Raw genomic sequence first — 23,149 nt, forward strand, 5'->3', positions numbered from 1 at the left:
GCAGCATGAAGATCGGCATCCTGACGAGCGGCGGCGACTGCCCCGGACTCAACGCGGTCATCCGCGGCATCGTGCTCAAGGGCACCACGACCTACGACCTGGAGTTCGTCGGCATCCGCGACGGATGGCGCGGCGTCGTCGAGGGCGACTTCATGCCCCTGACGCGGCATGAGGTGAAGGGCCTGTCCAAGGTGGGCGGCACGATCCTCGGCACCAGCCGCACCAACCCCTACGAGGGGGAGCGCGGAGGCGCCGACAACATCGCGAAGACCCTCTACGGGCACAAGATCGACGGCATCGTCGCGATCGGCGGCGAAGGCACCCTCGCGGCGGCGGACCGTCTCGCCAAGGACGGCATCAAGGTGCTCGGCGTCCCGAAGACGATCGACAACGACCTCCGGGCCACGGACTACTCGTTCGGCTTCGACACCGCCGTGAACATCGCCACGGACGCCATGGACCGGCTCCGGACCACGGGCGACTCTCACCAGCGCTGCATGGTCGCCGAGGTCATGGGTCGTCACGTCGGCTGGATCGCCCTGCACGCCGGAATGGCCGCGGGTGCGCACGTCATCTGCATCCCCGAGGTGCCGATGTCGCTGGACGAGATCACCGCTCTCGTCACGAGCGCCCACGATCGCGGTCGCGCGCCGCTCGTCGTCGTCTCCGAGGGCTTCAAGCTCGCCGGCATGGACGAGGCCTACAGCGACAAGGGCCTGGACGCGTTCAACCGTCCGCGGCTCGGTGGCATCGGCGATCTGCTCGCCCCCGAGATCGAGCGGATCACGGGCATCGAGACGCGGGCCACGATCCTCGGCCACATCCAGCGTGGCGGCTCGCCGTCGGCCTTCGACCGCGTCCTCGCGACCCGGCTCGGCCTGCACGCCGCGGATGCCATCGTGGACGGCGCCTGGGGGCAGATGGTCGCGATGCAGGGGACGGACATCGTCCGCGTCCCGTTCGCGGATGCTCTGGGCGAGCTCAACACGGTGCCCCGCTATCGCTACGACGAGGCCGCCGCCCTCTTCGGCTGACCGCCGGCTTCAGCCCCTCGCGCGGCTTCAGGAGTCCTGCTGTCTTCCGTGCCTGAATTTGCGTGAGTGCCTGTATGCGCGCGTTCGCCTGTTCTCACGGCCTCGCGCGGTGTCAGGCTCTCGCGCGGCTTCAGGCGTCCTGCTGTCTTCCCTGCCTGAACTTGCGTGAGGGCCTGTGTCCGCGCGTTCGTCTGTTCTCACGGCCTCGCGCGGTGTCAGGCTCTCGCGGGGCTTCAGGCGTCCTGCTGTCTTTCTCGCCTGTTCTCGCGCGAGTGCCTGAGCTTGTGGTCGGTCTGCTCCGCGCGAGCCGTCGCGCGACGGCGTGCGCGATGCAGCCCCTGCGCGAGCGCGGCCAGGACGGTGTCCTCGACATGAGTGTCATCGACCATGACCTGGTGGTAATCGAAGCGCAGGACGGTGTACCCGCGGAGTGCGAGCCTCGCGTCCGCCGCGAGATCACGCCGCCGGTCGCCGGCGGCGCTGTGGTGGCGGAAGCCGTCGATCTGAATGGCGAGCCGTTCGCCTATGACACCGTCGAGCGGATGGCCGTCCACCCACACCTGCTGTCGCACGTCGATGCCGATCGCGCGCATCCGTTCGACGAAGACCGTCTCGGGACCGGAGTCCGACCGGCCGCGGACGATTCGAGCGAGGCGGTCAGCGGCGTGGCACCGCCACCGCACCCGCGCGAGCGTATCCAGCTCCACCGCCCCGTGGCGGATGGCGGACTCCCAGATCGCGCGGGCCTCGACGGGCGGCCGACATCGCGCGACCTGGAAGAGGACATTCAGGACGGGATCGACCGCCGCGCGCTGATGCGCCGGCACAGGCCCCTGGGCGCAGTGCACCTGGACGCCGCCGCGGTCGAACCGAGAAGCGGTACGGGGGAGGGCGACGTGCACGTCCGTGGCCCCGATGTCCCACCATCCGGCGAGAGCCGCAGCGCTCACACAGGTGACTCTCCCGCCGACCGAAGCAGCCGCCCGGCGCCGTGGATCGACATCGGGGAGGAGGAGCCACGACCGGCGCACACGCTCGAGCGTGCCTTCCTGTACCGCACGACGCATCTGGTACTCGGTGAAACCCGCCTCACGTACGCGCGACGAATGCGCGGAGCCTCCCTGCTCTCGAACCCAGCTCTCGACCCTCGTGTGTCTCACCCCTCCACCCTGAGCGCTCGCGCGGCACTCTCCATCGCTGCACTCGGGATGGGGAGATCGTTCGCGGAATCCTGGCCCTGTGCAGGATCAGTCGTCGCGTGTGGTCACCACAGGCGTCCGCGCGAGACCAGGCAACAAGAGCCTCTTGCGCCTGATGCCACGCGAGCGCGTGATGCCGCGCGGAAGCCTGAGCCCACGTCGGACACGGGAGTGCAGGCCTCCGCGCGAGATCAGGCCAGGAGAGCCACTCGCGCCTGATGCCGCGCGAATGCCTGATGCCGCGCGCCTGATGCCGGGCGTGACCGTTGCCGTCAGGCGAGGTGGAGGGTGTCGAGCAGCCAGGCGAGCTCGAACGCCCGCTCGCGCCAGGAGTTGTACCGCCCGCTCACGCCCCCGTGCCCCGCGACCATCTCGCACTTGAGCAGCACGTCCTTCGCGCCGGCCTCCCGCAGCCGGGCGACCCACTTGGCGGGCTCCACGTAGAGCACGCGGGTGTCGTTCAGCGAGGTCACCGCGAGGATCCGTGGGTACTCCACGCCGTCGCGCACGTTCTCGTACGGCGTGTACGACTTCATGTACGCGTACACCTCCGGGTCGTGCAGAGGGTCGCCCCACTCGTCCCACTCGATCACCGTGAGGGGGAGCGAGGGGTCGAGGATCGTGGTCAAGGCGTCGACGAACGGCACCCCCGCGAGGATCCCGGCGAACAGCTCCGGGGCGAGGTTGGCGACCGCGCCCATCAGCAGACCGCCCGCGCTGCCGCCCTCTGCGACGAGCTGGGCCGGGGTCGTGGTGCCCTCGGCGACGAGGTGCCGGGCGCAGGCGACGAAGTCCGTGAAGGTGTTCCGCTTGTGCAGGAGCTTGCCTTCTTCGTACCACTGCCGGCCCATCTCGCCGCCGCCACGCACATGCGCCACGGCGAAGACGACTCCGCGGTCCAGCTCCGAGAGTCGGGCGACGGAGAAGCCCGGGTCGATGGAGTGCTCGTACGAGCCGTAGCCGTAGAGGTGGACGGGCCGGGGCGTCGCTCCGGGCTCTCCGAAGGAGCGCTTCCAGACGAGGGAGATCGGCACGCGCGTGCCGTCCTCCGCGGTGGCCCACTCCCGCCGCTGTCCGTAGTCGGCGGGGTCGTAGTTGCCGAGCACCGTGACCTGCTTGCGGAGGACGAGTTCGCGCGTCGCGAGGTCGAGTTCGTAGACCGTGCCTGGGGTGACGAAAGACGTGTAGCCGAGGCGCAGGAAGGGGGAGTGCCACTCCGGGTTGCCGCTGACGCCCGCCGAGTAGAGGGGCTCGTCGAACTGCAGCTCCTCCACGGCGTCCGTCGCGTAGTCCAGGAGCCCGACGCGCTCGAGGCCCTCGCTGCGGTACTCCACCGTGGCGAAGTCGCGGAACGCATCCACCCCGAGCAGCCGTCGTCCCGGCTGATGCGCGACGACGACGCGGCGCTCGCCCTGCGGGTCATCCGCCGCCACGGAGACGAGCTCGAAGTCCAGGGCGTCGTGATTGTGCAGGATGAGCAGGCGGTCCTCGCCGTCCACGACCGCGTGCTCGAGCGAGTACTCCACGCCCTCCCGCCGCGGCCATACCGGACGTGGCTCCGCGGTGATGTCACCGGTCAGGTCGACGAGGTACTCCTCGCTCGTGATGCTGGAGCCCACGCCGATCACGAGGTAGCGACGACTGCGCGTGATCCCGGCGCCGAGCCAGAACTTCTCGTCGGGCTCGTGGAAGAGCTGGATGTCGTCCGACACCGGGGTCCCGAGCCGGTGCAGCCACAGGGTGTCGGGGCGCCAGGCGTCGTCGCGCGTCGTGTAGAGGATGCCGGTGCCGTCGGGGGTGAAGAACGCGCTGCCGGTGTCCGGGATCTCGTCGGCGAGCGTGACGCCCGTCTCCAGGTCGCGGACGCGCACGGTGTAGAGCTCGTCGCCCTCGAAGTCCGTCGACCACAGCAGCTTCGTCGCGTCGTCGGAGGTGTCGAACGCGCCGAGGGAGAAGAACTCGTGCCCCTCCGCCTCGGCGTTGCCGTCCAGCAGCACCACCTCTCCGGGGACGGGCACCCCCGGCTCGAGACGCGGCGGCGTCCAGTCGCCCTCGACGGCGGCGGCCCGGCAGCGTATGCCGTACTGCGCGCCTTCCTCGGTGCGGCTGTAGTACCACCAGTCTCCGCGTCGCGTCGGCACGGAGAGATCCGTCTCCTGCACGCGGCCCTTGATCTCCTGGAACAGCGTCTCGCGGAGCGCCGCCAGATGCGCCGTCTCCGCCTCGGTGTGCGCGTTCTCGGCCTCCAGGTGCGCGATGACCTCGGGGGAGTCCTTGGCACGCAGCCACTCGTACGGGTCGTCGACCGTGTCGCCGTGGTGCGTGCGGAAGGTGGAACGGCGGGCGGCGATCGGGGCGTCAGTCACCGTCCCACGCTATCCCAGGTCGAGTTGACCGGCACGGGGGACGGTGGCAGGATTTACCGGGGCCGGTAAACGGAAGTCAAACCCACGGTGAACTCTTCGTTCGTCACGTCGATCCCGTCGACATCTCCCTCTTCCTCAAGACCGAAAGCGAACGGTGGAAACCGCAGCCCTCATCGTCGTGCTCGTCATCGCGCTGGCACTCTTCTTCGATTTCACGAACGGGTTTCACGACACCGCGAACGCGATGGCCACGCCCATCGCGACCGGGGCGCTCAAGCCCAAGACCGCGGTGCTCCTGGCCGCTCTCCTCAACCTCGTCGGCGCCTTCCTGTCGACCGAGGTGTCCAAGACCATCTCCGGCGGCATCATCCAGGAGGATGCGATCCTCGCCGCGGGGGCGGAGCTGTTCCTCTCGCTGATCTTCGCCGGACTCATCGGCGCGATCACCTGGAACATGCTGACCTGGCTGCTCGGCCTGCCGTCCAGCTCGTCCCACGCCCTCTTCGGCGGTCTGATCGGCGCGACGCTCGTGGGAGCCGGCCTCGGCGGCATCGACTTCGGCGCCGTGCTGTCGAAGATCGTCCTCCCCGCTCTCATCGCCCCGATCACCGCCGGCATCATCGCCTTCGTGGCGACGAAGATCGCCTACTCGATCACCCGGCGCTATGACGGCAAGCCCGACGGGCGCGACGGCTTCCGCTGGGGTCAGATCTTCACGTCGTCCCTGGTCGCGCTCGCCCACGGCACCAACGACGCACAGAAGACGATGGGCGTCATCACCCTCGCGATGATCACGATCGGCTGGCAGTCCGGTGCGCACCACGAGCCCGAGCTCTGGGTCATCGTCGCCTGTGCGTTCACGATCGCCCTCGGAACGTATCTCGGCGGCTGGCGCATCATCCGCACGCTGGGCAAGGGCCTGACCGACGTCAAGCCGGCGCAGGGCTTCGCGGCCGAGAGCTCGACGGCGGCGACGATCCTCGCCTCCAGCGCCCTCGGCTTCGCCCTCTCCACCACGCAGGTGGCCTCGGGATCGGTCATCGGATCGGGTCTCGGTCGCCGCGGCTCGACGGTGCGCTGGCGGACGGCCGGTCGCATCGGCGTCGGCTGGCTGCTGACCCTGCCCGCGGCCGGAGGGGTCGGCGCCCTGGCGGCGCTGCTCGTCGTCTGGCTCGGTCCCTGGGGTGTGGCCATCGATGCCGTGCTCGCCGTGGTGATCATCCTCGGGCTGTACATGCGTTCGCGGCGCAACGCCGTCACGCCCGCCAACGCCATGAGCGACGTCGCCGAGTCCCACCTCGCGGTCGAGGTCCCCGACACACCGCCGCCCACGCGTCGCCAGCAGCGCATCGCTCAGGCCAAGGCAGAGGCGAAGGCCCGCGCCGAGGCCAAGGAGAAGGCGAAGGCGGAGGCCAAGGACAAGGCGAAGAAGAAGGCCAAGGCCAAGGCCGACGCGAAGGCCGCGAAGACCGGCAGCGTCTCCTCGTCCGACGCCTCGCAGAACGGGGACTCGGCATGAACGTCACGATCGACTGGATCGCCTTCCTGCAGGTGTTCGCCGCCGCGCTCATCGGCGCCGCCGCCATCGTCACCTTCTACGCCCTGGGCCTGCGTCTGCTCGTACGCAGCGGACGGGCCCCCGTGGTGAGCCCGGCGGAGTTCACCGACGCCATCACGGTGATATCCGAGAAGGAGCTCAAGCGGGCCGCCAAGCAGGCGGCGAAGGCGGCGAGGAAGAGCCCGCTCACCGAGGGGCAGAAGACCCTCGCCCTCGTGGGCGCCTACGGCTGCTTCGTGCTCTGCGGGGCCGCGGTCATCGCCGGCATCCTGCTCATCGTCGTCGGCCACTGAGCCTCCGGCGCGCCAGGGACGGGCGTCGGCACCCGCCCCTAGGCTGAGGGCATGTCCGCAACCAACGGAACGCCCCCGGTCTTCGGCCGATACGCCCCCGCGTCCCATGTCCTGATCCATGTCAGCGACCCGCACTTCCTGGCCGGCGGGGCCGCGCTGGGGGGACGGTACGACGTCGAGCACACGTTCGCGCGGACGCTCGAGGCGATCCGCGCCGTGCATCCCGCTCCCGCCGCCATCGTGATCACCGGGGACCTCGCCGATCTCGGCGAGCCGGACGCGTACCGCCGGCTGCGTGCGGCGATCGAGCCGGTCGCCGCCGAACTGGGCGCTCCCGTGGTCTGGGTCGCGGGTAACCATGACGAGCGCCCGGCGCTCCGCGAGGCGCTCCTGGACGGCGAGCCCACCGAGGAGCCGGTCACCGGGGTGTGGGATCTCGACGGGCTGCGCCTCGTGGCCCTCGACACGAGCGTCCCGGGATGGCACCACGGCGACCTCGACCCGGCGCAGCTCGCATGGTTGGCCGACGTCCTCGCGGAGCCCGCGCCGCACGGGACGATCCTGGCGATGCACCATCCGCCGCTGCCCAGCCATCTGCCATTGTTCGACATCCTCGAGCTCCGTCATCAGGACGAGCTCGCCGCCGTCATCCGCGGCACCGACGTCCGCGGCATCCTCGCCGGCCACCTGCATTACTCCGCACACGGTCTGTTCGCCGGTGTCCCGGTGAGTGTCGCGTCCGCGACCTGCTACACCATGAACGTCGCCCGTCCGGCGGCGGAGGTGAACGGCATGGACGCCGCCCAGGCGTTCCAGCTCGTGCACGTGCGGCCGGAGACCCTCACGCACACGGTCGTCCCCGTGGTCGACGCGCCGACCGACGACTACTTCTCGGAGGAGTGGATCGCGCGGATGGCGGCGCTGACCCCGGAGGAGCGCCTGGAGGCGTTCTCCCGGAAAACCCCGCAGGGACCGGCGTAGACTGGTCGCATCCCCCACTTTTCCGTTCGCCACGACCCACGAGGATGTGACATGGCTTCTGCCGCGCCCGCCCATACCCGCACCGAGACCGATTCGCTGGGGAGCATGGAGATTCCCGCCGACGCGTACTGGGGGATCCACACCGCCCGCGCCGATGCGAACTTCCCGATCACGAAGCGCCCCATCTCGGTCTACCCCGAACTGGTGATCGCCCTCGCGATGGTGAAGCAGGCCAGCGCCAGGGCCAACAAGGAGATCGGCGTCCTCGACGCCGAGCGGGCCGACCTCATCGACCGCGCGGCACAGCGCGTCATCGACGGCGAGTTCCACGACCAGTTCACGGTCGGCGTCATCCAGGGCGGCGCCGGCACGTCGACGAACATGAACGCGAACGAGGTCATCACCAACATCGCGCTCGAGATGGCCGGACGCGAGAAGGGCGACTACGCCTTCCTCTCTCCGATCGACCACACGAACCGCAGCCAGTCGACCAACGACGTCTACCCGACCGCGGTCAAGATCGGCCTCTCGCTGACGCTGCGCTCGCTGCTCGACGAGCTGGACGCCCTGCGCGTGGCCTTCCTCGGCAAGGCGGGGGAGTTCCACGACATCCTCAAGGTCGGCCGCACCCAGCTCCAGGACGCCGTGCCCATGACGCTCGGCCAGGAGTTCCACGGCTTCGCCACGACCCTGGGCGAGGACCACAGCCGCCTCACCGAGAACGCCTCCCTCATGTTCGAGATCAACATGGGCGCGACCGCGATCGGCACCGGCATCACGACCCACCCCGACTACGCGCCCGCCGTGCTGAAGCACCTGCGCGAGATCACCGGACTCGACCTGGAGACGGCCACCGACCTCGTCGAGTCCACGAGCGACACGGGCGCCTTCATGTCGTTCTCCTCGTCGCTCAAGCGGAACGCCATCAAGCTCTCGAAGATCTGCAACGACCTGCGCCTGCTGTCGTCGGGTCCGCAGGCGGGCCTCGGCGAGATCAATCTGCCCGCACGCCAGGCCGGCTCGAGCATCATGCCGGGCAAGGTCAACCCGGTGATCCCGGAGGTCGTGAACCAGGTGGCGTTCGCGGTCGTCGGCGCCGACATGACCGTGACCATGGCCGTCGAGGGCGGTCAGCTCCAGCTCAACGCCTTCGAGCCCGTCATCGCGCACTCGATCTTCCAGTCGATCACCTGGATGCGTCAGGCCATGTGGACGCTGCGCGTGAACTGCGTCGAGGGCATCACCGCGAACCGCGACCGTCTGGGCGCGATGGTCGGCGCGTCGGTCGGCGTCATCACGGCGCTCACGCCCTTCATCGGCTACGCGGCGGCCGCCGCCCTGGCCAAGACGGCCCTGCTGACCAACCGCAACGTCGCCGACCTGGTGGTCGAGGCCGGACTCATGTCCCGCGACGAGGTCACCAAGCAGCTGTCTCCCGCCCGTCTGTCGGGCCTGGAGGCGGTCACGGCGGCCATCCCGATCGTCACCCCCGACGACCTCATCCAGATCTGAGCGTCGACCGGATACGCGAAGGGGACGGGAGCTCGCAGCTCCCGTTCCCTTCGTCGCGTCCGGTCAGTCGAGGATGCGGCAGTGCGTCGTGAGCTCGCCGATGCCGTCGATGCCGACCGTGACGGTCGAGCGGTCGCGGAGGAAGATCTGCGGGTCGCGCGAGTAGCCGGCGCCGCCGGGGCTGCCTGTCGAGATCAGGGTGCCGGGGAGCAGGGTGAGCGACTGGGAGAGGTGGGCGATGAGCTTCGCCACCGAGCGCACCATCTGATCGGTGCTGGCGTCCTGCACGGTGTGTCCGTCCACCACGGTCCAGATGTGGAGGTCCTGCGGGTCGGCGATCTCGTCGGCGGTCACCGCGAACGGGCCGGTGGGGGTGAAGCCGTCGAACGACTTGCAGCGGGACCACTGCGCCTCGGAGAACTGGATGTTCCGTGCGGTGATGTCGTTGACCACCGTGTATCCCCACACGTGCGTCAGGGCGTCCGCCTCCGGCACGTCCTTCGCGGGCGTGCCGATGAGCACGCCCAGCTCGGCCTCGTAGTCGACGGCCTCGCTGAGGCTCCGGGGCCAGGACGTGGTCTGGTCGTGACCGGTCAGCGAGTTCGGCCACAGCGTGAACACGGTCGGCGCGGCGTCGGTCTTGAGTCCGAGCTCGCTGGAGTGCGCGGCGTAGTTGAGACCGACGGCGAGCACGGCCGGCGGCGCGATCACGGCGGAGGCGAAGCCCCAGCCGGTCAGCGGGTGGCGCGGGGCCGTGCTGTCGCGCAGGGCGGCGCGGAGCTCGTCGAGTCCGGCGTCTCCTCGCTCGATCAGCTGCTGCAGGGTGGCAGGCGCGTCGGACAGGAGATCGGAGACGAGGATGGCGTCCGAGCCCTCCACCACGGCGAGAACCGCCTGGGAGGAGTCTGGACGGCGCAGGTGAGCGAACCGCATGGTTCTACGCTACCGGGTGCGTGCGGCCGGTCGGGTGGAGGAAGCCCCCAGAGCCCGGCGCGGATGCTTGTGCCCCATAAGCTTTGAGCATGACCTTCGGAGGACCGTCCGACCCCCAGCAGCCCGCCCGGTACACGCCGCCGTCCGCGCCGCCCGCGCAGCCGAGTGCGTACTCCGCCGCGCAGTACGCACAGTCGCCGTATCTGCCGCCGACGTTCGGACAGCAGCCGGGCTATGCGTCGGCCCTCGCGCAGCCGACGCCCTACACGCCACCGGCTCCCGTCGCGCCGTCGCCCGCGGAGTCGCTGCCGGCTCTCCCGGTGCCGAACAAGAAGGGCCGGACGATCTCGCTGTGGCTGTTCGGCTTCCTCGGGTTCCTCCTCCTGGCGCTCATCGGCTACTTCGGCTGGGCGCTCGGACCGACCGCCTCGGTGATCGGGCTCGTCCTGGCGTTGATCCCGCTCACGATCGTCTTCCTCGGGGTGCGCATGATCGACCGGTGGGAGCCGGAGCCCAAGCGTCTCGTGGCGTTCGCCATCGCCTGGGGTGCCGTGGCCGCGGTCGGCCTCACGCTCCTCGTCGACATCGGCCTCACTATGCTGTTCGACATCCGCTCCGAGGAGTTCTCCGCGGTGATCCAGGCGCCCATCGTCGAGGAGTTCTGGAAGGGCCTCGGGGTCTTCCTCATCTTCCTGCTTGCGCGGCGCTCCTTCGACGGTCCGGTGGACGGCGTCGTCTACGGGGCGCTCGTCGGCGCGGGCTTCGCGTTCACCGAGAACATCCAGTACTTCGCGATCAGCCTGATCGAAGGCGGCGGCGAGCAGCTCGGCGTCACCTTCATCGTGCGAGCGGTGCTGTCGCCGTTCGCCCACGCGATGTTCACCTCGCTGACCGGGTTCGCGATCGGCCTCGTGGCTCGCCGGCACGCCTCCGCGGGAGCGGCCGCCGGCGCGGGCCTGCTCGGCATGGTCGGGGCGATCCTCCTGCACGGCCTGTGGAACGGCTCGGCCACCTTCGCCGACTTCTTCGGGCTCTACTTCACCCTGCAGGTGCCGCTGTTCATCGGCTTCATCCTCGGGATCGTCGCGCTGCGGCGAGAGGAGGCGCGGCTCACGCGGGCGCGCCTGGCCGAGTACGCGGCCGCCGGCTGGTTCACGCCGGAGGAGGTCACGATGCTCGCCACGCCCGCCGGGCGCAAGGTCGGGCTGGCGTGGGCGGCGCAGCTGCGCGGCGACCGCCGGCCGCTGATGCGTGAGTTCATCAAGGACGCGACGGCTCTGGCGGCGGTTCGCCAGCGGGCGATCACCGGTCGCGACCCGCTCGCGGTCGAGGACGAGCGTGCCCTGCTGATCCGCACGAGGGCGGCACGCGCCGCGCTGCTGGCCTACTGAGGGACCGCTCCGGACAGACTCAGCGCCCGGTGCTGCGGCGATGCCTGCATGTCTCCCGGGCGCTGAGTTGATCTGCCACCAGGGTGCACCCGGCCCCGGGGATGTGTCAAGGGTCTCCGCGACGGGCGGCCACGGCGGCTCGACGAGGTGTTCGCTGTGAGCAGGTGCGGTCGCGTTGACCGCGCGCGCGGCGGTCGGGTTGGATGGAGCCATGACTGATCGCACAAAGCCCGAGTTCGACGCCCCGACCGGCCCTGCCCCCGCAGAACTGGTCATCCGCGACATCATCGAGGGTGACGGTGCCGAGGCCAAGCCCGGCGACACCGTGACCGTCCACTACGCCGGCGTGGAGTTCGAGTCCGGCGAGGAGTTCGACTCGTCGTGGGGTCGCGGGGAGACCATCCAGTTCCCGCTCCGCGGCCTGATCCAGGGCTGGCAGGACGGCATCCCCGGCATGAAGGTCGGCGGCCGCCGCGAGCTGATCATCCCGCCGCACCTCGCGTACGGCCCGGCCGGGGGAGGGCACTTCCTCTCCGGCAAGACGCTGATCTTCATCATCGATCTCGTCGCCGTCGGCTGACATCCTCGTTCGGAAGCGCCCCGCACCCTGTGGTGCGGGGCGCTTTCGATGTCTCCGGACTTTCTGCTCGACACGGGAATACATGCGAGTGAATGTATGTTGTCGGAAGGGTGCCGCGGACGATCGCGGTGCCATCCCTTCGCCGCCGCCGCGGCCGACGTCTCCTGAGGAGCAATCATGAGCAGCATCGACATCCCCGGTTACCGCCCCGGCACCTGGGTCCTGGACCCGTCCCACAGCGAGGTGACCTTCAGCGTCCGCCACATGATGATCTCGAAGGTGCGCGGCACCTTCGGTGTGAAGAGCGCGACGCTCGTGGCTCCGGAGAACCCGCTCGACGCCAAGGTCGAGGCCTCGGTCGACGTGACCTCCGTCGACACGAAGGACGAGGGCCGTGACCAGCACCTCCGCTCCGCCGACTTCTTCGACACCGAGAACTTCCCGACCATGGACTTCGTCTCGACCGGCGCGCGCGTCGAGGGCGGCGACTTCCTCGTGGACGGCGACCTCACCATCCGCGGCATCACCAAGCCCGTCACGTTCGAGCTCGACTTCGGCGGCTTCGGCAGCGACCCGTGGGGCAACTACAAGGCCGGTGCCTCCGCCAAGACGGTCATCAACCGCGAGGACTTCGGCCTCACCTGGAACGCCGCGCTGGAGACCGGCGGCGTGCTCGTCGGCAAGGACGTCACGATCACGCTCGACCTCCAGGGTGCGCTGCAGCAGGACTGACGCGCGCAGACCTCTCCGAACCCCGGGCCTGTCAGGGCTCGGGGTTCTCTGCGTCGTAGGCGCGGAACCGCGGGTGCCGACGGGCGAGGAGGGCGACGAGCACGATCACGAGGATGCCGCCGAGCAGCGGGGGGAACCACAGCGACGTCAGCGTCGCGAGGGTCCCGGCGTAGAGGGCGCCGACGCGGGGGCCGCCGGTCACCACGACGACGAAGAGCCCCTGCAGGCGTCCGCGCATGGCGTCGGGCACTGCCGCCTGCATCATGGTGTTGCGATAGATCGAGCTGATGTTGTCCGAGGCGCCGGAGAGCGCGAGCGCCACGCAGGCGGCGACGATGAGGAGGACGTGCGGCCGGTCCTCGCCGGCGGGCGTCGCGGAGAAGGCGCCGATCAGGAGGACGACGCCGAACAGGGCGATCGCGGCGCCGTAGGCCTCGATGGCACGGGCGATCCCACGACCGTGCCACCGGTACTGCACCACGCGGCCGGAGAACAGGCTCGAGGAGAAGGTGCCGACGGCGACCGCCGCCGTGAGGATGCCGGTCGTGAACGCCCCGCCGCCGAGGATCACGGTGCCCAGCGCCGGGAAGAGCACGAGCGGCTGCCCGAAGGTCATCGCGATGATGTCCATGACGTACTGCATCCGGATGTTGCCCGCCCGGCGGAGGAAGCGCCAGCCGTCGACGAGTGAGGCGAGACCGGGGCGCACGGTGTCGCCTTCGGGGCGCAGGGCGGGGAGGGTCCACAGTCCGAGGAACATCGACAGCATGAGCACGACGTCGATCGTGTACGTCCAGCCGTACCCGGTGAGGGCCACGAGGAGTCCGGCCAGCGCGGGGCCGGCCATGACCGTGAGTCCGAAGGCGACGCCGTTGAGCGCGGACGCGGCGGCGAGCATGCGGCGGGGGATGAGCCGGGGGACGATCGCCGTCCGGGTGGCCATGCCGACCGAGTTCGCCGCCGAATTCACGATGCTCAGCGCGTACAGCCACCAGATCGTCTCCGTCCCCGTCCACGTGAGCGCGGCGAGGAGCGCGGTGGAGGCGAACGTCACGGTGGCCGCGATCAGCGCGACCCGCCGGCGGTCGAACGCGTCGGCGAGCATGCCGCCGTACAGACCGGCGAGGATCATCGGGAGGAGACCGGCGACGGCGATCATCGAGACGGCGAACGTGCTCTCGGTCAGTTCGAACACGTGCAGCATCACGGTCACGATGGTGAGCTGACCGCCGATGCCGGCGAGCGTCGAGCCGATCCACATCCGGGCGAAGGCCGGGCTCGCCTTCAGCGGGGTGAGGTCGATCAGATGGCCGCGTCGGGAGCTCACAGGGCGATCTTCTTCTGCACATCCCGAGCCTAGTTGACCGGTGCGCCCCGCTCCGGACCCCGTGTCCCGTCGTGGTCGTTCGGGCTGGTAGACTCGTCAGGTTGCCGTTCGATCGGCCGCGGATAAAGAGAGCTCACGCATCAGGCGTCGGGCGCCGCGCAACAAGCAGAGAGGGGATCGAATCTATGGCACTGGAAGCAGACGTCAAGAAGGCGATCATCGAAGAGTACGCGACGCACCCCGGTGACACCGGATCCCCCGAGGTGCAGGCCGCGATGCTGACGCAGCGCATCAAGGACCTCACCGAGCACCTGAAGGAGCACAAGCACGACCACCACTCGCGTCGTGGTCTGTTCCTGCTCGTGGGTCAGCGCCGTCGTCTGCTCGGCTACCTCCAGAGCGTCGACATCGAGCGGTACCGCTCGCTGATCGCACGCCTTGGTCTTCGCCGATAAGGCACCACGGACCCAGCGTTCAATCGCGCAGAACATTCTTGAGAAGGCCGCCCCACGGTGTGGGGCGGCCTTCGTCATGTCCGGACGGTGTGGATCCGCTCAGGCGGGCGCCTGCACCAGGTCGGGGTGGTGGATGGCCGCCACGTCGGGGTGCGCCCGCAGGCGGGACTTCATGGCGTTCTCGCCGTAGGTCGCGTGGATCGGATTGCTCGGGTCCTCGGTGACTCCGGTGGCCTCGGCGGCGAGGTCGGCGGGGAGCTCGAGCAACGGCAGTTGCTGGTCGAGGGCGGGGTTGAAGAAGAACGGGATCGAGATGCGCTCCTCGGGCGCCCGCGGCGAGATCACCCGGTGGTTCGTCGCCTTGAGGTAGCCGCCGGTGGCGTACTCGAGCAGCTCGCCGATGTTGACGACGAAGGCGCCGGGAACCGGGGGAGCCGACACCCACTCGCCGTCACGCTCGACCTGGAGCCCGCCCTTGCCGGGCTCGACCCAGAGCAGCGTCAGCACCCCGGAGTCCTTGTGCGCGCCGACGCCCTGCTGCGGTTCCGGCTCGTTCGTGCCCGGGTACCGCACGATCTTGATCAGGGTGGACGGATCGCGGAACGTCTCGTCGAAGTAGGTCTCCTCGGCCCCGAGAGTGAGGGCCCAGGCGCGCAGGAGCTTGCGGGCGATCTCCGTCAGGGCGTCGTGCCACTCGGTGACGACCTGCTTCAGCTCGGGCTGGGCGGCCGGCCAGAGGTTGGGGCCGATGAGGCGGTTGAAGGCGGGGCCGCCGTCCACCGGCTCGCGCTCGGGGCCGATGTCGATCTGCTCGCGCCAGTCGACCTTGCCCTGCGTCCGTTCCCCGCCGATCCGGGTGTAGCCGCGGAAGTGCGGGCTGTTGACGTTCTCGATCGCGAGCTTGTCCTCCTCCGGCAGGGCGAAGAAGTCGAGGGCCGCCTGGTGCAGCCGCGCCTCGAGTTCCGGTGAGATCCCGGTGCCGGTCAGGTAGAAGAAGCCGACGTCGTGAGTGGCCGCGCGGAGGTCGTCGCGGAAGCGCGCCGCGGCCTCGGGGCCGTCGTCGAGCTGGGACAGGTCGAGGATGGGGAGCGAGAGTTCAGCCATGGACCGAGGCTATGTCGGGGATGTGGCCGGAGGACGCTCTGTTGCACTCCATTACCTCCGGCGGTGGTGTCGGGGCGGCGCCGGTTGCGGTGCTAGAGTCTCGGTGGTAAGGGATGCCTTACCTCAGTCGTCAGTCAGAGAGTGTCTCCCGTGCTCGCCACCTTCCTCATCGGACTCCGCGAGGGTCTCGAAGCCGCGCTCGTCGTCGGCATCCTCGTCGCCTACCTCCGCCGTCTCGGTCGCCGGGACGCGCTGCCGAAGATGTGGGCCGGGGTCGGTCTCGCGATCGCCCTCGCTCTGGGCATCGGCGCGATCCTGACCTTCGGGGCCTACGAACTTACCTTCCAGGCGCAGGAGCTGATCGGCGGCGGGTTGTCCCTCGTCGCGGTGGCGATGGTGACGTGGATGATCTTCTGGATGCAGCGCGCCGGCCGCACCATGAAGGCGACTCTGGAGGGCGGCATCGATCGCGCGCTGACGGTGGGTGGTCTCTGGGCGCTCATCGCGATCGGCTTCGTCTCCGTCGCCCGCGAGGGGATCGAGACCACGCTGCTGCTGTGGTCGATGGTGCAGTCCTTCGGCGACGCCCCCTCGGCCCTCGTCGGCGCGCTCCTGGGACTCTCCGTGGCCGTCGTGCTCGGCTGGCTCATCTCCCGCGGGGCGCTGCGCCTGGACCTGCGCCGCTTCTTCGCCTGGACGGGCGGCTTCCTCGTGATCGTCGCGGCCGGCGTCCTCGCCTACGCGCTGATGGATCTGCAGGAGGCGGGCGCCCTTCCTGGCCCGTTCACCGCCGCCGCTCCGCTCGACCCGGTCACCGGCGCCGTCGCCGTGGGCGCGGCCGGCTTCCCGTTCGGCTGGGCGTTCGACGTGTCGGCGGCGATCGCTCCCGGCGGAGCGCTGGCCTCCGTCCTGCAGGCCACGGTCGGCTTCATGCCCGCCATGACCTGGCTGCAGGTGCTCGCCTGGGGTCTCTACATCCTCGTCGTGGGCGGGCTCTACCTCCGCGGCCTGCGCTCGGCACGCCCTTCGACGCGCGGCGCCTCCGCCGCCACCCCGACGTCTTCCCTCACACAGCAAGGAGCAGCATGATCACCTCGCACCGGGTCCTCGCCGCGGCAGCCGCCGCGGGTACCGCCGTCCTCCTCCTCAGCGGCTGCGTCGCGAAGAGCGATGCCCAGGCGACGGCGGCGTTCGACGTCTCATCCACCGCCACGGACTGCGCCGTCTCCGCGTCCACCGCGAAGAGCGGGACGCTGACGTTCGATGTGACGAACGACACCGATCAGGTCTCCGAGTTCTACCTGCTGGCCGAGGACGGACTGCGGATCGTCGGCGAGGTCGAGAACATCGCCCCGGCCGCGTCCCGCACCCTCACGGTGGTCGCCCAGCCGGGCGAGTACTTCACGCTCTGCAAGCCGGGCATGGTCGGCGACGGTGTCGGCCGGGCGTCGTTCACGGTGACCGGAGACCGCGTGGCGGTGGACGGCCCCGACGCCGAGCAGAAGCAGAAGGCCGTCGATCTCTACGGGGCGTTCGTGAAGGATCAGGTCGGGCAGCTCGTGCCGGCCGTGGAAGACCTCGTGACCGCCTACGAGTCCGGCGACGACGAGACCGCCCGTACGCTCTTCCCGCAGACGAGGGCGTTCTACGAGCGCATCGAGCCCGTCGCCGAGGCGCTCGGAGACCTCGACCCGCGGATCGACTACCGAGAGGTCGATGCGGTGGCGGAGGGCCTGGACTGGACCGGCTTCCACCGCATCGAGAAGGACCTCTGGGCGCCGGCGAAGGACGCACTGAACGCCGACGGAGAGACCCCGGCATGGCAGGACTGGGCGCCGTCCACGCCCGCGGAGCGCGCCGATTACGGCGACCTGCTCCTGGCCGACGTGCAGGAGCTGTACGACTACGTGCACTCGGACGACTTCACCACCGCGCTGGATGACCAGGGGATCGGCGGCATCTCGAACGGCGCGATCGCACTGCTCGACGAGGTGGCCACCGGCAAGATCTCCGGCGAGGAGGACTGGTGGTCCGGCACGGATCTCTTCGACTTCGCCGCGAACGTCGAGGGCTCCAAGATGGCCTTCTCGCTGGTGCAGGACTTCGCCGCGGCGCAGGGCGACGACGGCGAGGCCCTCGTCTCCGAGATCGAGACCGGATACACCGCCCTCGAGGAGTCCCTCGCCGCGCACGGCTCGCTCGCCGAGGGCTTCGTGGGGTACGGCGAGCTGACCGATGCCGACAAGCGCGAATTCACCGACCTCATCAACGCGCTCGCCGAGCCGCTCTCGCAGCTCACCGGCACGGTGCTCGACTGACGACGGCACACGGAGGAGCACGGACGTGAACGAGTCGGAATCCGTCGCCCGGGAGGCGCCGGCGGCCCTGCCGTCGGAGCCCTCCGGCGGCGGTCTCAGCCGCCGCGGGCTGCTCGGGCTGGCCGTCGGCGGTGGTGTCGCCGGCCTGGCCGTCGGGCTGGGGGCCGGGACGGCCGGAGGCATGGCGCTCGGGCGGGCGCGTGCCGCCGAGGACGCCGAGTCGCGGTACGAGTTCTTCGGCGCGCACCAGGCCGGCATCACGACGCCCGTGCAGGACCACCTTCACTTCGCGAGCTTCGACATGATGCCCCGCACCGATCGGGACGACCTCATCTCCCTGTTGCAGGACTGGTCGTACGCCGCGGCGCGGATGACGCAGGGGCTGGAGGTGAGTGCGAGCGGCGCGGTGAACGGTCCCGCCGAAGCGCCCCCGGATGACACGGGGGAGGCGCTGGGGCTCCCCGCCGCGGGCCTGACCCTCACGTTCGGGTTCGGTCCGGGGCTGTTCGAGAACGAGGACGGCGATCGCTACGGTCTCGCCGCTCGGCGTCCGTCCGGCCTCGCACGGCTCCCCGCCTTCCTCGGGGACGACCTCGATCCGGCGGCGTCGCACGGCGACCTGTGCATCCAGGCCTGTGCCGACGACCCCCAGGTCGCCGTGCACGCGATCCGCAACCTCAGCCGCATCGCGTTCGGGCGGGCCCGCCTGCGCTGGTCGCAGCTCGGATTCGGCAAGACCTCGCGCACGACGGCAAGTCAGGCCACGCCCCGGAACCTCTTCGGCTTCAAGGACGGCACGGCCAACATCCTCGCCGACGACACCGCGGCGCTCGCCGAGCACGTCTGGGTCGCCGGGGGTGACGAGCCGTCCTGGATGGCCGGCGGTTCGTATCTGGTCGCCCGGAAGATCGCCATGCTCATCGAGACCTGGGACCGGGTGCGCCTGGCCGAGCAGGACACGATCATCGGACGGGACAAGGGGGTCGGGGCACCGCTCTCCGGAGGCGACGAGTTCACGGCCCCCGACTTCCGCGGCACGGAGATCGATGCGAACAGTCACGTCCGGCTCGCGCATCCGGAGCAGAACGACGGCATCCGCATCCTGCGCCGCGGGTACAACTACGTCGACGGCAACAACGCCCTGGGACGACTCGACGCCGGGCTGTTCTTCCTGTCCTACCAGCGTGATCCCGCCCAGTTCATCAGCCTGCAGCGCCGCCTGTCGACCGACCGTCTCAACGAGTACATCCGTCACGTGGGCTCGGGCATCTGGGCCATCCCGCCGGGAGCGCGACCGGGTTCGTACGTGGGGGCGGAGCTGTTCGCCTGAGCAGACTCAGCCGGCAGCGACGTCTTCGAGGACGGCGACGGCGTCCGCGGCGAACGCATCCGCTCCGGCGTGATCGTGGGCGGTCACCGTCACCACCGCGTCGCCGAGGAAGAGCAGCAGCTGGCCGTGGGCCCCGTGCAGCCGCCACGCCCGCCCCGGGCCCTGCCAGCCCGCGAGCGCATAGCGGTCGTAGCCCGGATTGACGCCCGCGACGACGCCGTCCTCGTGCATGGCGTCGATCCACTCCGGGGCGACGAGTCGACGTCCCTGCCAGGAGCCGCGATCGCGGATGAGCAGCCCCAGGCGCGCGACCTCCTCGGTGCGGAGCGGCAGGCCGCCACCCGCCTCGATGCGTCCGTTCGGGCATCTCGACCAGAGCACGGCCTCGATGCCGAGCGGGGCGAAGAGGCGCGTCGAGAGGTAGTCGCCGACGTCGCCCACGCGGGTCGCGAGGGCGGTCATCGCGGTGTAGGTGCTCGCGTTGGAGTACTGGAACACACGCCCGCGCGACGGCCGTCGCAGGAACTCGCGGGCCAGATCCGGCCAGTCCGTCATCAGCGTCTCGGACCACGGCAGGTCGATGCCGCTCGACATCGACAGCAGATGACGCAGGGTGACGCGAGCGACGCCCTCGCCGAGTTCGTGCTCCGGCAGGAGGGTGGCGACGGGGTCGTCCAGGCGGATCAGTCCGTCGTCGGCGGCGAGGGCGGCGGCCAGCACGCAGACGCCCTTCGCGATCGAGTGCACGTCCTCACGGACGTCGGGCGTCCAGCGGTGATCCGCGGTGTCATCGCCGATGCGCACGTGGAGCCCGTGCGCGGCGAACCCCTGGGAGTCGGCGATGGCGACGAGCCGGTCCCGGACCTCGGACGCGGGGCGGGCGGCTGTCATCGCGGACGCCGGGAGCCGGTCGGGTCGTTGCGGCGACCTTCCCGCGACGCGAGCTCGGGATCGGCGAACAGCCACCGCGGCCGCGGCTCCACGAGCGGACGGAACACCCGCCGCACGGGCTTGGTCGCGAGCAGCAGTGCGAGGACCACCGAGAGCGCCGTGACCGCAGGGAGCCAGAACCAGGTCGGCTCGAGGTCGCGCAGCACGCCGCTCTCGCGGAACGGGTAGAGCACGAAGGAGTGCAGGAGGTAGACGTACATCGTGTACTGACCGAACGTGGTCCACCAGTACGCGCCGCGGGGGATGAGGGCGAGGAAGGCGGCGCACAGCACGACCGCGAGCAGCATGAGCAGGATGCGGATGCCGCCGGCCCACCACTGGTCGCCGACGAGGTCGACGTAGGAGTCCTCGTAGAACAGCCAGTGCCGCAGGTCGACCGCCTGCCACAGCGGCAGCCAGTTCCACGCCGCCCATCCGGCCGTGCCGAGGACGACGAGCGCGAGGACGCGGCTCCACCACGGGCGGACGTCGAGGAGGCGGAGGCGGTCGACGACGTTCTTCTCCCGGAGCCACCAGCCCAGGGTGAAGAACGGCAGCAGGCCCAGGGTCCGGGAGAGTGAGAACGTGCTGTCGACGTTCGGCAGGTAGCCGGCGCCGATGGAGATCACGATCGTCCACAGCAGCGGCCAGCGCAGGAGCGCGAGGTACGGGAGGACGAGACGGAAGATCCCGAGCGCGAGCAGGAACCAGAGCGTCCAGCTGGGCTGCGTCGGGTTCGGGGTGGTCTCTCCCTCCACGAGCCACTTCGTGAGCGTCCAGAGCGCCTCGAAGATGACGTAGGGGAGGATGATGTCGGTGATGACGCGGGCCATCTGCGTCCGGGTGGGGGAGCCCGACTTGGAGAAGTAGCCCGAGATGATGGCGAACGCCGGCATGTGGAACGCGTAGAGCGCCAGATAGAAGGCGAAGGCGATGTCCGAGTCGTAGCTGAGGCGCTGGATGGCATGGCCCAGCACGACGAGGACGATGCAGGCGTAGCGGGCGTTGTCCCAGAAGGGCACGCGGCGGCGTCTGCGGGGAACCGGTCCGGTGCTGGGTCCTGTGGTGCCGACCCCGGTGGTGCTCATTCTCCGAGGCTACCGGTCGGGAATAAAGTTGCCGTGCACGCGTTGACCCAATTACATTCAAATGAATAGAACCGGATGTCCGGCATCCGATTCGGAGAACACGGAGCAATCATGAGCGAGCAGTCAGGCGCGCAGGCGATGCAGTTCGGCATCATGTCGGTCAGCGACATCACCCGCGACCCCACCACGGGAGTCACCCCCAGCGAGCAGGAGCGGATCAAGGCGACGCTGGCCATCGCCACGCATGCCGAGGAGGTGGGCCTCGACGTCTTCGCCATCGGCGAGCACCACAACCCGCCGTTCTGGTCGTCGAGCCCCACGACGTTCCTCGCCGCGCTCGCCGCCCAGACGGAACGCCTCATCGTCTCCACCTCGACGACGCTGATCACGACGAACGACCCGGTGCGCATCGCCGAGGAGTACGCGATGCTGCAGCACGTCTCGGACGGCCGCATGGACCTCATGCTGGGCCGCGGCAACACCGGCCCGGTGTACCCGTGGTTCGGGCAGGACATCCGTCAGGGCCTTCCGCTCGCGATCGAGAACTACGCGCTGCTGCACAAGCTGTGGCGCGAGGACGTCGTCGACTGGGAGGGCAAGTTCCGCACGCCGCTGCAGGGCTTCACCTCCACGCCCCGTCCGCTCGACGGCATCGCCCCGTTCGTGTGGCACGGTTCGATCCGCACCCCGGAGATCGCGGAGCAGGCCGCGTACTACGGCGACGGCTTCTTCGCGAACAACATCTTCTGGCCGAAGGAGCACTACCAGCGGCTCATCGAGCTGTACCGTCAGCGCTTCGAGCACTACGGCCACGGCACGCGCGAGCAGGCGATCGTCGGTCTCGGCGGCCAGGTGTTCATGGCCGCGAAGTCGCAGGACGCGGTGAACCAGTTCCGCCCGTACTTCGACAACGCGCCCGTCTACGGTCACGGCCCCAGCATGGAGGACTTCACCGAGATGACCCCGCTGACCGTGGGATCGCCGCAGCAGGTGATCGACCGGTACGCGGCGATGCGCGAGCACTACGGCGACTACCAGCGCCAGCTGTTCCTCATCGACCACGCGGGTCTGCCGCTGAAGACGGTCCTCGAGCAGCTCGACATCCTCGGCTCCGAGGTCGTGCCGGTGCTCCGCAAGGAGCTCGCGAAGGACCGCCCGTCCACGGTGCCCGACGCGCCGACCCACGCCGCGCGTGTGCAGGCGACGTACGGCGACGGGCCCACGCGGCAGGCGCGCCCCGGTGCGAACCGCGGAGACAACCTCACCGGGGACTCGCCCTACCAGGACACGCCGGCGCCCGCGGGTGCCGCCTTCGGACTCGGCCGGAAGGAGGCCTGACATGACCACGCGTCGCATCGCCGTCGTCTCGGCGGGGCTGTCCAACCCCTCGTCCACCCGGATGCTCGCCGACCGGCTGGCCGCGGAGACCGTGAAGGCGCTCGCGGAGCGCGACATCGAGGCCACCGTCGACGTGATCGAGCTGCGCGACCACGCGCACGACATCACGAACAACATGCTGACAGGCTTCGCGCCTCCCGCACTCGAGACGGCGATCAACACCGTCGTCTCGGCCGACGCCCTCATCGCGGTCACCCCGATCTTCTCGACGAGCTACTCAGGGTTGTTCAAGTCGTTCATCGACGTGCTCGACCCGGACGCGCTCACCGGCAAGCCGGTGCTGATCGGAGCGAACGCGGGAACGCCGCGGCACTCGCTCGCGATCGACTACGCGATCCGTCCGCTGTTCGCCTACCTGCATGCCGAGGCCGTCTCGACGGGCGTCTTCGCGGCGTCGAGCGACTGGGGCGGCGCGGGGGACGACGTCGCGCCGCTGGCGAAGCGGGTCGAGAAGGGAGCGAGGGAACTCGCCGAGGCGGTCGCGCGCCGGGATGCCGCCGCCGTCGTCGACCCGTACGACCCCGCCACCTACCTGGGCGAGGGACGCTCCTTCGGTCACATGCTCGGCGGTCTCGCCGGGGAGTGACCGGAACGGCCGCCCGACACGGACGTGCCCCGTG

At 69.9% G+C, this 23,149-nt stretch carries 21 protein-coding genes; 14 read left to right on the forward strand and 7 right to left on the reverse strand.

Annotated elements, in window-relative coordinates:
* Window positions 1–5: 5 nt before the first annotated feature.
* Window positions 6–1,034: a 6-phosphofructokinase gene (locus tag ACFU8V_RS09025; protein ID WP_025103187.1), complete on the forward strand. Its 1,029-nt coding sequence runs from the start codon at window positions 6–8 to the stop codon at window positions 1,032–1,034.
* Between the two features lie 233 nt (window positions 1,035–1,267).
* Here ACFU8V_RS09025 and ACFU8V_RS09030 read toward each other — a convergent pair whose 3' ends face one another.
* On the reverse strand, window positions 1,268–1,984 hold the full coding sequence (locus ACFU8V_RS09030) for an endonuclease domain-containing protein (protein WP_378870586.1): 717 nt from the start codon (window positions 1,982–1,984) through the stop codon (window positions 1,268–1,270).
* A 521-nt stretch (window positions 1,985–2,505) separates the two neighbouring features.
* Complete coding sequence (locus ACFU8V_RS09035; protein ID WP_378870589.1) at window positions 2,506–4,599, reverse strand: S9 family peptidase; 2,094 nt, start codon at window positions 4,597–4,599, stop codon at window positions 2,506–2,508.
* Between the two features lie 154 nt (window positions 4,600–4,753).
* Between ACFU8V_RS09035 and ACFU8V_RS09040 the strand changes: the two genes are divergently transcribed.
* From ACFU8V_RS09040 to ACFU8V_RS09055, 4 genes are read left to right on the forward strand one after another with little or no spacing between them, the layout of a single operon-like run.
* Window positions 4,754–6,118 carry an inorganic phosphate transporter gene (locus ACFU8V_RS09040; RefSeq protein WP_025103190.1) on the forward strand — a complete coding sequence of 455 codons (1,365 nt, stop codon included), beginning with the start codon at window positions 4,754–4,756 and terminating at the stop codon, window positions 6,116–6,118.
* A complete protein-coding gene (locus ACFU8V_RS09045) occupies window positions 6,115–6,450 on the forward strand; it encodes a hypothetical protein (protein WP_025103191.1) in 336 nt (111 codons plus the stop codon). The genes ACFU8V_RS09040 and ACFU8V_RS09045 overlap by 4 nt, the downstream gene beginning before the upstream one ends.
* A gap of 51 nt (window positions 6,451–6,501) precedes the next feature.
* A complete protein-coding gene (locus ACFU8V_RS09050; RefSeq protein WP_085607304.1) occupies window positions 6,502–7,431 on the forward strand; it encodes a phosphodiesterase in 930 nt (309 codons plus the stop codon).
* Window positions 7,432–7,482: 51 nt separating this feature from the next.
* Complete coding sequence (locus ACFU8V_RS09055; protein ID WP_025103193.1) at window positions 7,483–8,943, forward strand: aspartate ammonia-lyase; 1,461 nt, start codon at window positions 7,483–7,485, stop codon at window positions 8,941–8,943.
* A 63-nt stretch (window positions 8,944–9,006) separates the two neighbouring features.
* On the opposite strand, the gene ACFU8V_RS09060 is transcribed toward ACFU8V_RS09055, so the two are convergent.
* Entirely contained in the window at window positions 9,007–9,876 is an 870-nt protein-coding gene (locus tag ACFU8V_RS09060; protein WP_025103194.1) for a fumarylacetoacetate hydrolase family protein, read from the reverse strand.
* Window positions 9,877–9,965: 89 nt separating this feature from the next.
* On the opposite strand from ACFU8V_RS09060, the gene ACFU8V_RS09065 reads away from it, so the two are divergent.
* The 3 genes from ACFU8V_RS09065 to ACFU8V_RS09075 all read left to right on the forward strand — a co-directional run bounded on the left by ACFU8V_RS09065 (window position 9,966) and on the right by ACFU8V_RS09075 (window position 12,579).
* Complete coding sequence (locus tag ACFU8V_RS09065; RefSeq protein ID WP_025103195.1) at window positions 9,966–11,267, forward strand: PrsW family intramembrane metalloprotease; 1,302 nt, start codon at window positions 9,966–9,968, stop codon at window positions 11,265–11,267.
* A gap of 211 nt (window positions 11,268–11,478) precedes the next feature.
* Entirely contained in the window at window positions 11,479–11,847 is a 369-nt protein-coding gene (locus ACFU8V_RS09070; RefSeq protein ID WP_025103196.1) for an FKBP-type peptidyl-prolyl cis-trans isomerase, read from the forward strand.
* A gap of 177 nt (window positions 11,848–12,024) precedes the next feature.
* A complete protein-coding gene (locus tag ACFU8V_RS09075) occupies window positions 12,025–12,579 on the forward strand; it encodes a YceI family protein (RefSeq protein WP_025103197.1) in 555 nt (184 codons plus the stop codon).
* A gap of 31 nt (window positions 12,580–12,610) precedes the next feature.
* On the opposite strand, the gene ACFU8V_RS09080 is transcribed toward ACFU8V_RS09075, so the two are convergent.
* On the reverse strand, window positions 12,611–13,906 hold the full coding sequence (locus ACFU8V_RS09080; RefSeq protein WP_025103198.1) for an MFS transporter: 1,296 nt from the start codon (window positions 13,904–13,906) through the stop codon (window positions 12,611–12,613).
* A gap of 185 nt (window positions 13,907–14,091) precedes the next feature.
* On the opposite strand from ACFU8V_RS09080, the gene rpsO reads away from it, so the two are divergent.
* The gene (gene rpsO / locus ACFU8V_RS09085; protein ID WP_017203073.1) at window positions 14,092–14,361 is read left to right on the forward strand and encodes a 30S ribosomal protein S15; all 270 of its coding nucleotides are present in this window, start codon (window positions 14,092–14,094) and stop codon (window positions 14,359–14,361) included.
* A gap of 99 nt (window positions 14,362–14,460) precedes the next feature.
* Here the strand turns inward: rpsO and ACFU8V_RS09090 are convergent, their stop codons facing one another.
* Window positions 14,461–15,465: an isopenicillin N synthase family oxygenase gene (locus ACFU8V_RS09090; RefSeq protein WP_025103199.1), complete on the reverse strand. Its 1,005-nt coding sequence runs from the start codon at window positions 15,463–15,465 to the stop codon at window positions 14,461–14,463.
* 150 nt (window positions 15,466–15,615) lie between these two features.
* Here ACFU8V_RS09090 and efeU point away from each other — a divergent pair, with 150 nt between their 5' ends.
* From efeU to efeB, 3 genes are all read left to right on the forward strand, one after another.
* Window positions 15,616–16,554, forward strand: a complete 939-nt coding sequence (gene efeU, locus ACFU8V_RS09095; protein ID WP_025103200.1) for an iron uptake transporter permease EfeU — start codon at window positions 15,616–15,618, stop codon at window positions 16,552–16,554.
* Window positions 16,551–17,783 (forward strand): iron uptake system protein EfeO, encoded by a 1,233-nt coding sequence (gene efeO / locus ACFU8V_RS09100; protein ID WP_029989215.1) that lies wholly within the window; start codon window positions 16,551–16,553, stop codon window positions 17,781–17,783. Before efeU ends, efeO begins: the two co-directional genes overlap by 4 nt.
* A gap of 67 nt (window positions 17,784–17,850) precedes the next feature.
* Entirely contained in the window at window positions 17,851–19,113 is a 1,263-nt protein-coding gene (efeB, locus tag ACFU8V_RS09105) for an iron uptake transporter deferrochelatase/peroxidase subunit (RefSeq protein ID WP_115642552.1), read from the forward strand.
* A 6-nt stretch (window positions 19,114–19,119) separates the two neighbouring features.
* Here efeB and ACFU8V_RS09110 read toward each other — a convergent pair whose 3' ends face one another.
* Both ACFU8V_RS09110 and ACFU8V_RS09115 read right to left on the reverse strand, forming a co-directional pair.
* Window positions 19,120–20,004: a serine hydrolase gene (locus ACFU8V_RS09110; RefSeq protein ID WP_025103203.1), complete on the reverse strand. Its 885-nt coding sequence runs from the start codon at window positions 20,002–20,004 to the stop codon at window positions 19,120–19,122.
* Complete coding sequence (locus tag ACFU8V_RS09115) at window positions 20,001–21,131, reverse strand: acyltransferase family protein (RefSeq protein WP_378870603.1); 1,131 nt, start codon at window positions 21,129–21,131, stop codon at window positions 20,001–20,003. Before ACFU8V_RS09115 ends, ACFU8V_RS09110 begins: the two co-directional genes overlap by 4 nt.
* A gap of 111 nt (window positions 21,132–21,242) precedes the next feature.
* Between ACFU8V_RS09115 and ACFU8V_RS09120 the strand changes: the two genes are divergently transcribed.
* Window positions 21,243–22,469 (forward strand): LLM class flavin-dependent oxidoreductase, encoded by a 1,227-nt coding sequence (locus ACFU8V_RS09120; RefSeq protein WP_025103205.1) that lies wholly within the window; start codon window positions 21,243–21,245, stop codon window positions 22,467–22,469.
* 1 nt (window position 22,470) lies between these two features.
* Complete coding sequence (locus tag ACFU8V_RS09125) at window positions 22,471–23,115, forward strand: FMN reductase (RefSeq protein ID WP_025103206.1); 645 nt, start codon at window positions 22,471–22,473, stop codon at window positions 23,113–23,115.
* The last annotated feature ends 34 nt before the right edge of the window (window positions 23,116–23,149 follow it).

Source organism: Microbacterium sp. NPDC057658 (assembly GCF_042799975.1).
Taxonomy (GTDB): domain Bacteria; phylum Actinomycetota; class Actinomycetes; order Actinomycetales; family Microbacteriaceae; genus Microbacterium.